Raw genomic sequence first — 14,443 nt, 5'->3', positions numbered from 1 at the left:
AACTTAATTTATCAGCATGGGGTGTGTATGCAGGCGCTGAGGTTGGTTTTTGTGGCGTTGTGGCTGGCTGTGGGTGTTTTGCAAGCTGAAGAAGCGCTCAACACTTCTTTAATTCATCGTGCTAAAAAGCCTGCAGCCCACGCACATCCAAAGAAAAAACAGACTACGCTTCCAAGACACAGCACAAATCCAAAGCCTACTAAAAGGGCCGGTGCGCCCCATCGTTGGATTTATAGTAGTGTGTTTTTGACCGCCTACTTTGGCGATGGGCATTATAAACAGGGCTATGGTCTCTTGCTTCAAAATGGACATTATTTGACCGCTTCAAGTCTTGTTTTTGACAATGGGCTGTACGCCCAAGTTATCATGGCTAAAATGCAAGATGACAGCGCCCCCATGCTTATTTGTGTAGCCAAGCTGCATGTTAAAGCTATCGATCGTAATCGTGGGCTTTCACTACTTGCCACCCATGTTTTTACCAATGATTTTTGCCAAAATAGACCTGAAAGTTATTATCATGCGCGTATCTACAAAAAGTATGGACAAGATCTTTTAACTCAGAAGGGTGTACCGGATGCGCCAGTTCTCTATTATCCTCAAGTGAGTTCCAAAAATGCCTTTGAAGTCCAAAACTTGCGTGCCCTTTCAAGCCGTGCTTTAGTGCAAGATGCGCCCTATGGTCGTCCTCTTTTTAGTGCCAGTGGGGCATTTATGGGCATGCTTAGTGCCAATCAAAAAAAGGCATGGGTGATTAAAAGGGAGACAGTTTTAGATTTCTTGCGTGTTCTCAAAGAACGCAAGCTCATTTAAACCCTGAAGACTCATAGGTAATATTAGCTATAGGAAAATACTGACCTCCGATATTAAGAGGCTCACGAGACCTTGAAGTGAGCATTAGTCCTAATTCTGCTATACTAGAGCCTCTCTCTTGTAATTACCCTCATACTTTAAGGAAATGCATGGAAAAAATCTTAGACATTGTAGAGCTGATTGCCTACGAAAAGGGCTTGAGTTTAGAAATGGTCAAAGAAGTTGTGAAAAATAGCATTTTGAAAGTGGCTAAAAACACCCTAGACGCGCAGGCAAATTTTATGATTGATGATAGCAATAAGGACTTTACCCTATTGCATGTGGTGGAGGTGTGCGCCGATGACGATCCCAAATTAGAGCAAGACCCCACCAACACGCTCCCCTTGAGCAAAGCCTTGCAAGATGACCCCTCTTTAAAGCCCAACGACTTAGTGCATTATGAGATCAGTTTGAAAGACATGAAACGGGGCGCGGTGAACGCGCTCTTTAAGGATTTGGAATACAATATCCAAAGGAGTCTAGAAGATCAGTACTTCCAAAAGTACAAGGGCATGCTCAACACCATTGTACGGGGGGTGGTTTTAGATGTGGATAAGCACCAAAACACCTTTGTGGAGATCGAGGGTGTGCAAGCCGTGTTAGCCCTGCGCAACCGCATCAAGGGCGAGAGTTTTAAAGTGGGCGACACGCTGCGCGCGATTTTAAAAAATGTGCGCTTTAGCAAACAGGGTTTGATTTTAGAGCTCTCTAGAACCACGCCCAAATTTTTAGAAGCCTTGTTGCATTTAGAAGTCCCCGAGATCGCCGATAAAGAGATTGAGATCATGGGGATTGCGCGCATTCCAGGCGATCGCGCTAAACTCGCTCTGCGCTCGCACAATGCCCATATTGACCCCATCGGCGCGACTGTAGGGGTTAGGGGGACGCGTATCAACGCCATCAGTAAAGAACTCTGTAATGAAAGCATTGACTGCGTGCATTACAATGAAGTCCCAGAAATTTACATCGCCAACGCCCTATCCCCCGCCCAAATCATCAAGATCGAATTGAGTCAAACCCCCTTAGAAGACAAGGTACAAAAAAACGCTTTGGTTACCCTGCATGGGGATCAAAAGAGTAAAGCCATTGGCAAAAGCGGGGTGAATGTGCGCTTGGCGTGCATGCTTATCGGCTATGATATTGATTTTGATGTGTTGCAAGCCCCTCAAGCCCCTCAAGACACCCCAGCCAAAAGCGGGCTAAGCATGCTCGAATCCCTCTTTAAACCCACCCCTAAACAACCCTAAATGAGCAGCGGCGCAAGCCCAAAGCCTAACGCCACCGAAAAGCCAATGACTAGCAAGCCGGGCAAGAAAAAGGCGTGATCGAAAATGTATTTGCCAAGGCGTGTACTCCCCGTGTCGTCCATTTGCACCGCCCCTAGCAAGGTGGGGTAAGTGGGCAGTACAAAGAGCGCAGAGACCGCCGCAAAAGAAGCCACCACGATATACACATGCTGGGTGTGTTCAGGGGTGATCCCTAAGGCGATGATCACGCTAGGGATGAGGGCTTTGGTGGTGGCAGCTTGAGAATAGAGCAACATGCTGGTAAAAAATAGCCCCACGGCGAGCAAGAAGGGGTAATGGGTGAGCCAAGTGGATGCGATGGTTTTAATGGGCTCAATATAGCCTTTGACAAAGGTATCCCCCAGCCACGCCACGCCTAGCACGCACACACACGCGCTCAAACCCGCTTTAAAGGTGCTGGTGTGCACCAATTGGTTGGCGTTGAGTTTGCATGCCATCACGATGAGCGCGGCAATGGCGAGCATGAAGCCAATGATCGCATCGTTGCGGGGCAAAATCACCGGCTTGATCCACGCCACATTTTTAGAAATGGCTGTCGCATAAAACACCACCGCCACAATCCCCAACACAAAGATCAACACGGAGAGTTTGGCTGTTTTGCTAATTTCTTTATGGGTGTGGGAGGGGTGGGTGGGGGTGGGGGTGTTGCTGAGTTGGTTGGGTAAAAATGCGCTCACTAAAAAGGCGCTGATCAAACATGCCCCAAGTGTGGTGGGGATACAGATGGCTAGCAAGGTGGGGTAAGAAACCCCCAAAGGTTCTAAAAACCCACTCATGGCGATCACAGCGGCTGAAACCGGGCTAGCCGTGATGGCCACTTGGGAAGCCACCACTGCTAGAGAGAGGGGGCGGGAGGGGCGGATATTTTGCCCCTTTGCCACTTCTACAATCACGGGCAGGACAGAAAAGGCGGTGTGCCCCGTGCCTGCAAGAATGGTTAAAGTGTAGGTTACTAAGGGGGCTAAATAATTGATATGTTTGGGATTGCGCCGTAAAATCCTCTCAGCGATATGCACCAAATAATCCAGCCCGCCGGCTAATTGCATGCTTGAAATCGCCCCAATCACAGCCATGATGATGAGAATCACATCCCAGGGCACATTGCCCGGGCGCATGCCCAAAAACAGGCTCAACACCACCACCCCTAGCCCGCCTGCAAAGCCAATCCCCATACCCCCTAAGCGCACGCCCAAATAAATCGCCCCTAAGAGCACAATTAGCTGTAATGTGAGTAACACAGATGTCCTTTCTAAGATGGCTTGATCAAGAGTTCGCGCCAAGTGTGCGGGTGGGCGCGCATGAGCGCTTCTAGGTGCTGGGCATGGGTGGCATTGGAGCTAAAAATTTGCAAATAAGGACCTAGCGCGTTCAAATTAATATCCACAATATTAGAACTGCCATCGTTCATGTTTTTGATGAGTACTTGGTGGGCATGGACGGGGGTGTTCTCTAAAAAATGTTGCTCCATGTGGCTAAGTTGGATGCCCAGTTGCGTACTCAGCCGCGTGCTATCCATGTGTTTTTGGGGGTAGAAAATCAAGGTGCCCATGTTGTTGACAAAACTCTTAGCATGGTTGAGATCGTAGAGTTGGTGGACATCTTGCAGGGCTAACACCACCACCCCATTAGCCTTTCTAGCTTGGGTGATGAGGGTGTTGATATGATCATTGAGCATGGGATTTTGGGCGTAACTTTTGAACTCGTCCACAAAGAGTAAAAATCCTCTTTGGGTTTGCAAAGCAGAGCGAAAAATCTTGTAGAAAATGTAATAGGCTAGAAGTCCTAAATCCTTGGCGTTGAGCGTGATCGCGTCCATGTTGATGGTGGTTAGGGGGGTGTGAAATTCTAGACTATCCTCTAGAGAATTGAATAGGGGGTGGTTGAGATAGGGCTCTAAACTCAGGCTTAATTTGGGGCTGTGGATGAGCGCCTCTTTGAAATCTTGCAAACAAAAGGTTTGGGGGTAGAGGGCGCTATAGAGGCTTTCTAGGGCTTTATGGATGGCGTTGTTTTCTTGTACATCCTGCCCACTCACCCCCAACATCGCCGCGTAAAAAGAGTGCAAGAAGTCATGGTTTTCTTGGGAAGGTTCTAAAGAAAGGGGGTTGATTTTGAAATGCGCCCCAGAATTGTACACGCCCTCTAAATAATGGGTGCAAGAAAAGAGTCCATAGGCGCGATCTAAAGCCAAGATATTGAGATGATCGTATTTGAGCGCGCTCATCATCAAAAAGCCCATAAGGGTAGTCTTACCCGCTCCTGTAGCCCCGATGATCATGGTGTGCCCATTGACTTTAGCAACGCTATGGGCTGCCACCCCCTTATGGCGCACTTCTTGATTATGAAAATTGAACAGATAGGGGGAGTGATCCAAATTTTTAAACACGCTCAAGGGCATATCCCCCCAAGAATTGCTCTTAAATCCCCGATTGGCGCGCTCAAAGACGACCAAACACGCTAACGCCTGCGCGCTTTGGCAGCGCAAGCGGGGGTTGAGCTGGATTCGCCCGGGGAAAAGTGAAAAATACGCGGGTTTGAGTCCTAGGGTTTCTACCACCCCTACTAAGTGTTCATTGGCTAACAAGCTCAACACCTCTTGGGTGTGTTGGTTGAGTCGATCCAGATTGGGGCTTTTGAGCCAAATATTCAACGCGCATTGTTGCAGACAAAGCCGTTTGGATTTGATGCGTTCGTGGTAGCGTTCTAATTCGGCGCGCACCAATCGCGTCAAACTCAAGCGGATCTTCTCTTGAATAAAGGCTAGGGCTTCTTGGGTGCTTAAAGGCTTGATCGAAAAGACAATATCGAGTTCTTTGGGCTGGTGGAGCAAAGATGAGAGCGCAACGGAGGTGATATTTTTGCCCTCATAGGCTTTAATGCCTAGAATGCGGTTGTAAATGCGCGTGTCATGGCGTTCTTGAAGAAAATAATCCTTGTCAAAATGCACATTGGTGGCGATATAGCTATCGCTCAGATAACCATAACTGGGTTGAAGTGGGATGGAAACCCCATTGATGAGCGTGGCGTAAAATTCTAACACTTGGGTGGAGCCAAGCAATGAAGGCTTGAAATCTTGAAGGGCGTAGCTTAGCTGGGCGATGGCATGGCGCAAAGAAGCGATTTTATGCGCATAGGGGTCGTCTAGGGTATCTGTAGCGGTTATTTCTCGTTTTTTCTTTTCAAAAAAGCCCTTGATGGGGTGGGTGGTGGTTTCTAAAATGAGGTAGTACGCGTTTTCATAAATGGATTTGCTCTCAAAGCTGTGGATGAGGTGGCGGGCATGTGGGTTTTGCACATGGGAGTTTTGCTTGAGTACAACTTGACGGCGCTGGGTGTAGATACGCAGAACAATATCGCCTAGTTGACTCAAGGCGTTGTGCTTGCTCTCAAAATAACCCTCTAGGTCTTTATTAGACATCGCATTCAAGCTCATGCCCTCTAAGTACAAGATACCTACCAGCTGTTCTTGTTTGGTGAGCAGAAAGTGTGAGTCGTAAAGACCTAAAATATTATTCTCCTCTACCATAGAATAGACTTTTGGTAGCGCACCTGCCAAGAAATCCCAAGCTTTTCTGCGTAAAAAGTTCCCTATCTTAAGCCACATCGTCTATCCATTGAGAAAATTATAATGGGTGCTGCATTAAGCCACGATTAATTATAATAGACATGATGGATGAGAGATTTAAAGACCCTTTGCAAGAGGCGCTTTTTCAAGAACTCTTGGCGCGTATGGAACGCCAACAAGCCCTGTTTGAGCAAGACATGCAGCACAAGATCGAGAGTTTGGTGATTCAAAATCTAGACTTGAATAGCGTCTTTAGATTGGAGCGCAAACGCACCGCAATCGCTTATAAACTTGTCGCCCTGCTGGGTGTGCTGAGTTTGGGTTTGACTATCGCGCTCATCATTTTACTCCCCCTCAAAGAAACCCAACACCATTTTGTAGATTTTGCCAACCAGGACAAGCATTACGCCATTATCCAACGCGCCGATGAGAGCATTTCTAGCAATGAAGCCCTAGTGCGCTCGCTAGTGGGCACTTACATTATCGATCGCGAAACCATCAACCACATCGACGATCAGGAACGCTATGAGGTGGTGCGCTTGCAGAGTAGCCACAAAGTGTGGCAAATCTTTGAAAGTTTGGTCGCCTCTAAGAACAGCATTTACACCGACAGCAATATGGAGCGCGACATCAAGATCATCAATATCGCCATTCTCAAGCGCGCCCAAACAAGCGATATGGCAAGCGCGCAAATCAGCGCAAAACTCTTCCATAATGGGCAACTCGTGTATGAAAAACGCTACCATGTTACCTTGAGCTATGCTTTTTTACCGCCCCCCAAATTCGACTACGCCCCCATGCCCAAAAACCCAACGGGTTTTCAGGTGACTCAATACAGCGTGACAGAAATGGCAAATTTTAAATGATCAGTGCCCAAATGCCCCTAGTTTCTCTAGCACCACTTCGGGCACAGCGTCCTTGTGGATCTCAGTAAAAAAGACGCGATTCACGCACGCCCCCCCCGCGCACGCCCCCCCATCACTCTTGTCGATCCAAAAATCCGAATCCAAGACCGGGATAGAATCGCTCTCTCCTAAAAAGTGCAGCGCGCGCTCCTCTCTAAAGCCCACCATCCAACCATAACTGCTAGCCGTGTTGATAATGGGTTGATAGAGTTCTTCAGAGAGGCTAAAAGCGCGCGCATCAAAGAGCAAGCCACACACTTTAGAATCCTTGTAAGAGCGCAACCAGTCGGCATAATACACCCCGGCGTTTTCAATGTGTTCGTCTTCAAAATCCTGACTCGCCCCCACAGCCTTAGCCGTCATCTTCAAGAGCGCTAAGGGGGAGGGGAGTTGGGTTAAGATGTGCACATGCAAGGTGTTGGTGGCGGTGTTCACTAAGGAGCTTGTGATCGCGCGCAATTCTTCATCAGCCATAAACACCTTGAGAGCGTAAGTACTGCGACTCTTTTCTGCCATCTTAGCCACTAGCGCGGAGTTGTTTTGCAACTCTTCTTCTAAAAGCTTGTCAAAACGCAAAACCAACGCATCGGCTTTGAGCAAAGAGGCGACTTGTTTCATGTAATTGCTATAGAGCGTGGCGTCATGCCATGGGTAGGGTTTGTGTTGCATGAGCACTTTATGGGCATAGGCGCGCGCATCTAAAATCAAGCGCTTTTGAGAGTGTTGCAAAAGATCTCGCAAAGGATTCATCATTAACCTTTAGTAGAATTCAAGGAGGGGATTATACTCACATACAATTAAATTTATGTCCGCGCTCACTCTTTAACACCCGCGCCGTAAAATCCCCCAAGTGTCGAGTTGTGAGGCGTTTTTCTCAAATGGACATGGTTTTGGCAAACAAGCAAGCACCGACGGAGTTCGATCTAGCGCATTTGGTAACCCAAAGTTTGGATTAAAACTTGACTAGTAGATTTTAAGAGTTTATCCATAAAAATTTCCCACTTGTCTTTTTGAAACCAAATAGGCTTTTTCACACCGCTTAGAGTTTGTAATTCCGACACCGCTTGTTGGTAAGTGCCAATTTTATCGATAAGTTTAAGATCTAAAGCCTGTTGAGCGCTAAAGATCTTGCCCTCTGCAAAGCTAGGTGCGCTCTTGGGGTCCAAATGCCGCGCACGCGCAACATCATTCACAAACATTTGGTATTGTGCATCTAGGAGATTATTCAGGTATTGTTTTTCTTGGGAGGTCCAAGCGCGCGTAAAAGTGCCCACCTCTTTGTATTGCCCCTTAGCAATCCCCTGTGTCTTGATTCCTAGTTTATCCATTAATGCTGACACATCTGCACCCTCAAAGATCACTCCAATAGAGCCAATCAGCGCACCCCGATTGGCATAGACTTTATGCGCCATCATGCCTGCGTAATAACTCCCACTAGCCATCACCCCACGCACATAAGCCACAACTGGGATTTCCTTATTCAATTCTGCAATCAAATCGCTAAGTTCCACGCTTGCGCTAATGCTCCCTCCGGGCGAATCGATCACGAGCAACACGCCCTTAATACTGGGTTCTTCCAAGATTGTTTGAATCTGTTCTTGGAAACTTGCGCTTTCAAAAATAGGTCCATAAAGATGGAGAGTAGCTAGATTAGGAGTAGAATGCATATCGTGTCTGTCTCCTAAAAAAAAGAAGGCAAGCACACCTAAAAACACGAGACTTTTAAAATATTTTGTGATGAAATCTAGGGGGGCAGTGATGATTTTAAAGATTTTATCCAAAAGCATTCCTTTAGTCTAGTTTAAACATGTTATAGTAGCGAAAAAGAGACTGCATGGCGTGCAAGTTCTGCCCTAAGATCAGAGGCACCGATCTGTTGTTCATGCTGGTAGCAGGTGTGGCTTTTTATGGAGTCTATAGCTACCAAATGCGTCAAATAGATAAAGACGCACAAGTAAAACGCGCAAAAGCCTTCGAACAACTCCAACGCGCTTGTGTCTTTGAACATAAGAAAGACGCGTGCCAGCAGGTCTTTAGTCCATCCAGGAAACCATGATTCGCTGTTGAAGGTTTGTAGCATGTTAAAACAGATTTTGCCCTTAGTCTTTGTGTCCTCCTTGCGTTTTCTAGGGCTCTTTATTGTCTTGCCCGTTATTTCCTTATATGCAACTAGCTTCCATGCAAGCGCACTTATGATGGGCTTAGCGGTGGGAGGTGCGTATTTTACTCAAATTGTCTTCCAAACTCCCATAGGAATGCTCAGCGATCGCTATAGTCGTAAGGGGGTGGTGATCGCGTGTTTGGGCATCTTCACTTTGGGTTCTTTGCTATGCTTTTTTGCGCATGATGTTGTATGGTTGGTGGTGGGTAGATTTGTACAGGGTATGGGGGCGATGGGAGGGGTTTTAAGTGCGATGGTGGCTGATGAGGTCGCTGAAGAGCAACGCACGCACGCGATGGCTTTGATGGGAGCGGGGATTTTTATGAGCTTCACAGCGGCGATGGTCATAGGTCCTAGCGTAGGCATGGCTTTTGGGGTGGAGTGGCTATTTTTGCTCACCGCGCTTTTGAGCCTAGCAGCTATGGGGCTAATGTTTAAAGTACCCAATTCTCCCAAAATCCTCTACACTCTTAAAGAGAAGCCTAGCATACGCGCTGTGCTTGAAAATAAGGACATTCTGATTATTAATGCCTGTTCTTTTTTTGAAAAATGTCTGATGACCTTGATTTTTGTACTCATTCCTCTAGCGATTGTGCATGAGTTTAGTATGGATAAGAGTGCACTTTGGAAAGTTTATACCGCAGGGGCAGTTCTTGGCATGATAAGCATGGCCCCCGCAGCCATCATTGCTGAAAAATTTGGTAAGGCGAAAGCCGTGCTATTGACAGGTGTGATCCTCTTTCTAGTTGCTTATGCATGCTTAGCCTATGCCGATCACAATCCCCAATCCCCTATGCGTTGGCTTTTTATTGCAGGAATCATGGTTTTTTTTACTGGATTTGGCACACTAGAACCCATCATGCAATCTTTAGCTAGCAAGCTCGCCAAGGCACATCAACGCGGGTTAGTTTTGGGCATGTTTGTAACCTATGGCTATACGGGTTCTTTTATAGGCGGACTCTTGGGGGGAATGGGGTATACCTATTTGGGAGTTAAAACATCTGCCTTTATTGTAATGGGGGTTTGCATACTTTGGGGGATTTTGGTGCTCTGCTTAAATAATCCAAACAAGCAGCAGAATGTTTACTTCCCCTTAGATGCCTTTGATTGCGAGCAATTTGGCGCGTTAGAAGAAATCCCTGGAGTCATTGAATGGTATGTCAATGAAACACAAAATACCATCATCGTTAAATACGATGTTTCCTTGCTCAGCGAAGAAGAAATTATTGAACATTCCAAGTCATTTAGAAAATCTTACTCTACTTAAAAGGAAGTCTATGCCCTACACGATTAGTAAAAAGATTCTCAATGTTGTGGGTCGCACCAACGCCACTTACAACCTCATCAACGAAGGCGATCGGGTTTTAGTGGGTTTGAGTGGGGGCAAGGATTCGATTCTGCTCTCTTGCCTGCTTGCGCGCATGCAAGCCCATGCCCCTTTTAAATTCGAGTTCAAGGCGGCCACGGTGCATTATGGACTCCACGAAGATTTGGCATGGCTTAGCCAACTCTGCAGAGAACAAAATGTCCCCCATGAAATTTTACACACCAACATTGCCCAAACAATCCGCGAAAAACGCCGTGAACAGAGTTCTTATTGTAGTTTCTGTTCGCGCATGCGCCGTGGAGTGCTCTATAATTACGCGCTAGAACAAGGCTATAATAAACTCGCTCTAGCCCATCATCTCGATGATGCCGTGGAGAGCTTTTTTATGAATTTTACCTACAATGGGAGTTTGCGTAGCATGCCCCCCATTTATAAAGCTGAAAACGGGTTGTTTGTGATTCGCCCACTGATCCATATTCGAGAAAGACAAACGATCGACTTTGTCAAATCCCAAGCTATCCCAACCGCCCCGGATTGCAACTGCCCGGCCAAACAGCCCGATTCAGATAAACCCCCCATTGCCCGATCTGCTACCAAGCATTTTTTGCAAGAAATGGAGCGCAACAACCCCACTCTCTTCACTTCCCTTAAAAATGCCTTTTGCAATGTGCACGCCAATAGCTTTAGTGATGGGGCGTTTTTAGACGCACAAGGGGCCTAAAATGGGTTTAGATGTTCTTGTGTTTATCGTATTCATGATCGCCGCCCTAGTGATTGATTTTAAGGCACACCAAGAAGACAAAGCAGTGACGCTTAAAAGTGCGGGATTGTGGTCGCTCTTTTGGGTGGGTACGGCTTTACTCTTTGCGTTGTATTTGCTTTGGCATGATGGCAAAGAGAGCATGTTGCTCTTTTTAACGGGTTATGTACTTGAAAAGGCTCTTTCTGTCGATAATCTCTTTGTGATGATGGCAATTTTTGCATGGTTTAATGTGCCCGAAATGTACCGCCACCGCGTGCTTTACTATGGTATTTTGGGCGCGATTGTCTTTAGATTGATCTTTGTGTTAATCGGAAGTGGTCTCTTACATCTCTCTGCCTATGTAGAAATTCTCTTTGGAATCTTGGTAGGTTACAGCTGTGTAGTCATGCTTAAAAATCAAGCTAAAGAGGAGGAAGAAAAAGTGGAAGATTATTCCCAGCACTTGGCTTATAAGCTTGTATACAAATTTTTCCCGGTTTATCCTAAACTCGTAGGGCATGACTTCTTCATCAATAAAACGCGTTTAAGCGAATTAGAGCGCAATTTGGAAGGGCAGGAGGCTAACGCTCTACATCATCAGAGTGCCTTTGCTAAAGCTAAGCTCATTGCCACGCCTTTATTTCTGTGCTTAGCGATCATCGAGCTTAGCGATGTGATGTTTGCCTTTGATAGCGTGCCTGCCGTGATTGCCGTGAGTAAAGAGCCCTTAATCATCTACAGCGCGATGATGTTTGCAATTCTAGGACTGAGAAGCCTTTATTTTGTCTTGGAAGTGCTCAAGGGGCATCTAGTTTACTTAGAAAAGAGCGTGATTGTCGTGCTAGGCTTTATTAGTCTTAAGCTGATTTTAGGTGCGAGCAAACATCTCTTTGGTTTTGGGTTAGACATTGGACCCACGGCAAGCCTTTATGTTGTGTTAGGAGTGCTAGGAGCAGGGGTGATCGCTAGTCTCATCAAGCCCCAAAAGTGTTAGAACTTGCTTTCAGAAAACAACTCATGGGCGCACAGGGTGCGTTCTTTTTGGAGGCGCATATGGATTTGCCTTCTGAGAAAATTAGCGTACTCTTTGGCGCTTCGGGCGCGGGTAAGAGCACACTTTTGCGCCTCATTGCCGGACTAGAAACTCCTGATCAGGGTATTCTGCGCTTTAAAGGCGCGTTATGGTTGGATACACAGCGTAAATTTTGCTTATCTGCCCAACAACGCCCTCTAGGTTTTGTCTTCCAAGATGGCGCGCTCTTTCCCCACTTGAATGTACAAAAAAATATCACCTTTGGCAATCCAGATCCCCACCTCTTAAAAGAAGTGGTCGCTTTAATGGACATTGAAGGGTTGTTGCAACGCTCAATCCACACGCTTTCAGGGGGACAGAAACAACGGGTTGCCCTTGCACGCGCGCTTTTGCGCGCTTTAAAAACACCACAAGGATTACTCTTGCTTGATGAGCCCTTGAGCGCGCTAGATATGCCCACACGCACCAAACTACAACAAGAGATCAAAAACTTGAGTACGCATTTCAAACTCACTACTCTTTTAGTAACCCATGATTTACACGAGACCTATGCACTTGCCGATCATGTCGTACTTATACGCACTGAACAGAGCGCGCACCGTTGCGAAGTTAGCACATTTGAAGCGCTCTTGAAGCAATCTAGACAGGGCTTGTTAGCCAAAGTGCTTACCACAGATGCCCACACTCTTACCCTAGAGGTTAAAGTTCCTTCTTCTCTTAATCCGGGCGATTTTGCATGGATTTCTTTTAAAGCATCGTCATGAATGTCTATGTGCGTGAAGTCGATGCTTCGCTCTTGAGACAATTGCAAAAGGTCTCTCTTTCGATGTTCAGAAAGGGTTTTTTTAGTATTTTTAAGGGATCTATCTCAGCGCGAGTGAGTGCACGCCGCTTTGTGATTAACAAACGCAACGCGGTTTTGGATAGCTTAGATGTAGATTCTTTCATGGTTTCTCAAGACACTCCTGATTATCGCTGGCAGGAAGCTAGTAGCGACACGCCTATCCATGCAAGCATCTATCGAGCCTTCAGTGAAGCACGCTTTATCGTCTATGCGCGTCCCCCCTACTCTATTGCCTATTCTCTCACCCACACGCATTTAATCCCCCTAGATTATTTAGGCTGTGCACTCTTGGGACAGAAAATAGAAATTTATGACCCCAAGAGCTACAAGGACTGGCAAGGACGCGCCCCAACGGATATTTTACACTACTTGCAAGAAAGCGCGCAATCTTACATTTTTATCAAGGGGTGCGGGATTGTGGCTTATCATCGCGAATTGCAGGGCTTACTTAAAATTGTCGACTTATTAGAAAGCTCATGCCAAATTTTGCAACTAGCGCATATGATGGATCATAGCTACGAGCATGATAAACGCTTTGAAGTGTGAGGACAAATGATGCTTTTAGATTCTAAATTCTTGCTTATGTGGCTAGCCCCTATCATGGCAAGTTGTTTTGCCCTAGATGCTTATGGCACTGCCCATTTTTTGCAACATGTTGGCAAAGTTGCCTTTTATGGTTTATTATTTTTTTACTTGTTCTATGGTTTTCTCAGTTGTATTAAAGCACAGATATTGGTTAAAGTTTTTAAAAATATGATGCTGTGCCTAAGTCTTTTGTTTTCTTTTGCGGATTTCTTTGTGTCTTATTACTTCAACATGGATTTTACTCAAGCATTGGTAGATACGATTTTGGCGACTAATTTTAGAGAAAGCTATGAATTCTTGATTGGCATGGTGCTTTCCCATGGTTTCCTTTTGCTAGGCTTGATAATCTTTTGTGTGCTTTTCTTACTCAAGGTACACTTGGAAATCAAATTAAGCAAGAAAGCCCATAGTTTTTTAATTGCCACACTTGTTTTAGGCATTTCTTTACATATGGCAAGAGCAATCTATTTACATGGGAATTTGCAGGGCGCATTCGTTGCCATGAGAGATACCACAACTTATGTCATGCCTATGTTGAAACAAGGGCGCGCGATCTACGTCAGTCTTAAGGAACATGCGCATACCCAACTCATTATTAATCATTTCAAACGACCTTACCCTAAAGACTATGTGCATGTGGAGGCTGATAGCGTACCCAATGTGGTACTAATTGTGGGCGAAAGCGCCTCTAAGAACTTTATGGGAGTCTATGGTTACCCTGTACCTAATACGCCCTTTTTAAGTAGCTTAGTAGAGAGAGAGAGAGAGATCGCAAAATTTATTTGTCTTTGATAATGTGATCTCTGCCTTTGCCTATACACTTTCTGTATTTCAAACCCTTTTGAATTATAGCGATGTAGAAAATCGCATGAGTGCGTGGTACACACAAAGGAATTTGGGCGATATTTTTAAAATAGCGGGTTATAAGACTTTTTGGTTAGATAATCAAGAAAGACCTTCTCTTACCAATGTTTACACCCTTTTATCCCATCGTTTTCTAACACAAGTGTGGACCAATGTTTTTTGGAAAGCTTACGATCAGACACTCTTAGATATTTTCCACACCAAGATCAAGCCTCAGTTAGGAGCTCAAAATTTTATTCTCTTCCATCTCATCGGTAGCCA

15 protein-coding genes are annotated in these 14,443 nt (G+C 45.8%); 11 read left to right on the top strand and 4 right to left on the bottom strand.

The annotated features are described in order from the left end of the window. Nucleotides 1-27: 27 nt before the first annotated feature. A complete protein-coding gene (locus C6G87_RS06410) occupies nucleotides 28-810 on the top strand; it encodes a hypothetical protein (protein ID WP_104752696.1) in 783 nt (260 codons plus the stop codon). 149 nt (nucleotides 811-959) lie between these two features. Beyond that, complete coding sequence (nusA, locus tag C6G87_RS06405) at nucleotides 960-2,096, top strand: transcription termination factor NusA (protein WP_104752695.1); 1,137 nt, start codon at nucleotides 960-962, stop codon at nucleotides 2,094-2,096. On the opposite strand, the gene C6G87_RS06400 is transcribed toward nusA, so the two are convergent. Both C6G87_RS06400 and C6G87_RS06395 read right to left on the bottom strand, forming a co-directional pair. After that, the gene (locus C6G87_RS06400) at nucleotides 2,093-3,394 is read right to left on the bottom strand and encodes an anaerobic C4-dicarboxylate transporter (protein ID WP_104752694.1); all 1,302 of its coding nucleotides are present in this window, start codon (nucleotides 3,392-3,394) and stop codon (nucleotides 2,093-2,095) included. The two genes, nusA and C6G87_RS06400, sit on opposite strands and share 4 nt — an antisense overlap. A gap of 11 nt (nucleotides 3,395-3,405) precedes the next feature. Then, nucleotides 3,406-5,760, bottom strand: coding sequence for a VirB4 family type IV secretion/conjugal transfer ATPase (locus tag C6G87_RS06395; RefSeq protein ID WP_104752693.1), 2,355 nt, complete (start codon nucleotides 5,758-5,760; stop codon nucleotides 3,406-3,408). Between the two features lie 65 nt (nucleotides 5,761-5,825). Here C6G87_RS06395 and C6G87_RS06390 point away from each other — a divergent pair, with 65 nt between their 5' ends. After that, nucleotides 5,826-6,587, top strand: coding sequence for a VirB8 family type IV secretion system protein (locus C6G87_RS06390; RefSeq protein WP_104752716.1), 762 nt, complete (start codon nucleotides 5,826-5,828; stop codon nucleotides 6,585-6,587). On the opposite strand, the gene C6G87_RS06385 is transcribed toward C6G87_RS06390, so the two are convergent. Further along, nucleotides 6,588-7,376 carry a hypothetical protein gene (locus C6G87_RS06385; RefSeq protein WP_233709045.1) on the bottom strand — a complete coding sequence of 263 codons (789 nt, stop codon included), beginning with the start codon at nucleotides 7,374-7,376 and terminating at the stop codon, nucleotides 6,588-6,590. 173 nt (nucleotides 7,377-7,549) lie between these two features. Then, entirely contained in the window at nucleotides 7,550-8,413 is an 864-nt protein-coding gene (sppA, locus tag C6G87_RS06380; RefSeq protein ID WP_104752691.1) for a signal peptide peptidase SppA, read from the bottom strand. A gap of 47 nt (nucleotides 8,414-8,460) precedes the next feature. On the opposite strand from sppA, the gene C6G87_RS06375 reads away from it, so the two are divergent. The 8 genes from C6G87_RS06375 to C6G87_RS06340 form a co-directional block, all read left to right on the top strand. Next, a complete protein-coding gene (locus C6G87_RS06375; protein WP_104752690.1) occupies nucleotides 8,461-8,682 on the top strand; it encodes a hypothetical protein in 222 nt (73 codons plus the stop codon). Between the two features lie 22 nt (nucleotides 8,683-8,704). Continuing rightward, nucleotides 8,705-10,054: an MFS transporter gene (locus tag C6G87_RS06370; RefSeq protein WP_104752689.1), complete on the top strand. Its 1,350-nt coding sequence runs from the start codon at nucleotides 8,705-8,707 to the stop codon at nucleotides 10,052-10,054. Nucleotides 10,055-10,064: 10 nt separating this feature from the next. After that, nucleotides 10,065-10,835 (top strand): tRNA 2-thiocytidine biosynthesis TtcA family protein, encoded by a 771-nt coding sequence (locus C6G87_RS06365; RefSeq protein WP_104752688.1) that lies wholly within the window; start codon nucleotides 10,065-10,067, stop codon nucleotides 10,833-10,835. 1 nt (nucleotide 10,836) lies between these two features. Beyond that, complete coding sequence (locus tag C6G87_RS06360) at nucleotides 10,837-11,850, top strand: TerC/Alx family metal homeostasis membrane protein (RefSeq protein ID WP_104752687.1); 1,014 nt, start codon at nucleotides 10,837-10,839, stop codon at nucleotides 11,848-11,850. Further along, nucleotides 11,844-12,653 carry an ATP-binding cassette domain-containing protein gene (locus tag C6G87_RS06355; protein WP_104752686.1) on the top strand — a complete coding sequence of 270 codons (810 nt, stop codon included), beginning with the start codon at nucleotides 11,844-11,846 and terminating at the stop codon, nucleotides 12,651-12,653. The genes C6G87_RS06360 and C6G87_RS06355 overlap by 7 nt, the downstream gene beginning before the upstream one ends. After that, on the top strand, nucleotides 12,650-13,279 hold the full coding sequence (locus C6G87_RS06350; protein ID WP_104752685.1) for a class II aldolase and adducin N-terminal domain-containing protein: 630 nt from the start codon (nucleotides 12,650-12,652) through the stop codon (nucleotides 13,277-13,279). Before C6G87_RS06355 ends, C6G87_RS06350 begins: the two co-directional genes overlap by 4 nt. 9 nt (nucleotides 13,280-13,288) lie before the next feature. Continuing rightward, on the top strand, nucleotides 13,289-14,110 hold the full coding sequence (locus tag C6G87_RS06345) for a sulfatase-like hydrolase/transferase (RefSeq protein ID WP_104752684.1): 822 nt from the start codon (nucleotides 13,289-13,291) through the stop codon (nucleotides 14,108-14,110). Between the two features lie 4 nt (nucleotides 14,111-14,114). Further along, the coding region (locus C6G87_RS06340; protein WP_324761404.1) for a sulfatase-like hydrolase/transferase at nucleotides 14,115-14,443 on the top strand (329 nt) is incomplete at its 3' end.

Source organism: Helicobacter baculiformis (assembly GCF_900197685.1).
Lineage (GTDB): Bacteria > Campylobacterota > Campylobacteria > Campylobacterales > Helicobacteraceae > Helicobacter > Helicobacter baculiformis.
The sequence above is the reverse complement of the archived record's forward strand: the minus strand, read 5'-3'. Positions and strand labels throughout refer to the sequence as shown.

Coding starts and splice junctions, on each gene's coding strand:
- C6G87_RS06410 (WP_104752696.1), top strand. CDS start 28: ATGCAGGCGCTGAGGTTGGTTTTTGTGGCGTTGTGGCTGGCTGTGGGT.
- nusA (WP_104752695.1), top strand. CDS start 960: ATGGAAAAAATCTTAGACATTGTAGAGCTGATTGCCTACGAAAAGGGC.
- C6G87_RS06395 (WP_104752693.1), bottom strand. CDS start 5,760: ATGTGGCTTAAGATAGGGAACTTTTTACGCAGAAAAGCTTGGGATTTC.
- C6G87_RS06390 (WP_104752716.1), top strand. CDS start 5,826: ATGGATGAGAGATTTAAAGACCCTTTGCAAGAGGCGCTTTTTCAAGAA.
- C6G87_RS06385 (WP_233709045.1), bottom strand. CDS start 7,376: ATGAATCCTTTGCGAGATCTTTTGCAACACTCTCAAAAGCGCTTGATT.
- sppA (WP_104752691.1), bottom strand. CDS start 8,413: ATGCTTTTGGATAAAATCTTTAAAATCATCACTGCCCCCCTAGATTTC.
- C6G87_RS06375 (WP_104752690.1), top strand. CDS start 8,461: ATGGCGTGCAAGTTCTGCCCTAAGATCAGAGGCACCGATCTGTTGTTC.
- C6G87_RS06370 (WP_104752689.1), top strand. CDS start 8,705: ATGTTAAAACAGATTTTGCCCTTAGTCTTTGTGTCCTCCTTGCGTTTT.
- C6G87_RS06365 (WP_104752688.1), top strand. CDS start 10,065: ATGCCCTACACGATTAGTAAAAAGATTCTCAATGTTGTGGGTCGCACC.
- C6G87_RS06360 (WP_104752687.1), top strand. CDS start 10,837: ATGGGTTTAGATGTTCTTGTGTTTATCGTATTCATGATCGCCGCCCTA.
- C6G87_RS06350 (WP_104752685.1), top strand. CDS start 12,650: ATGAATGTCTATGTGCGTGAAGTCGATGCTTCGCTCTTGAGACAATTG.
- C6G87_RS06345 (WP_104752684.1), top strand. CDS start 13,289: ATGCTTTTAGATTCTAAATTCTTGCTTATGTGGCTAGCCCCTATCATG.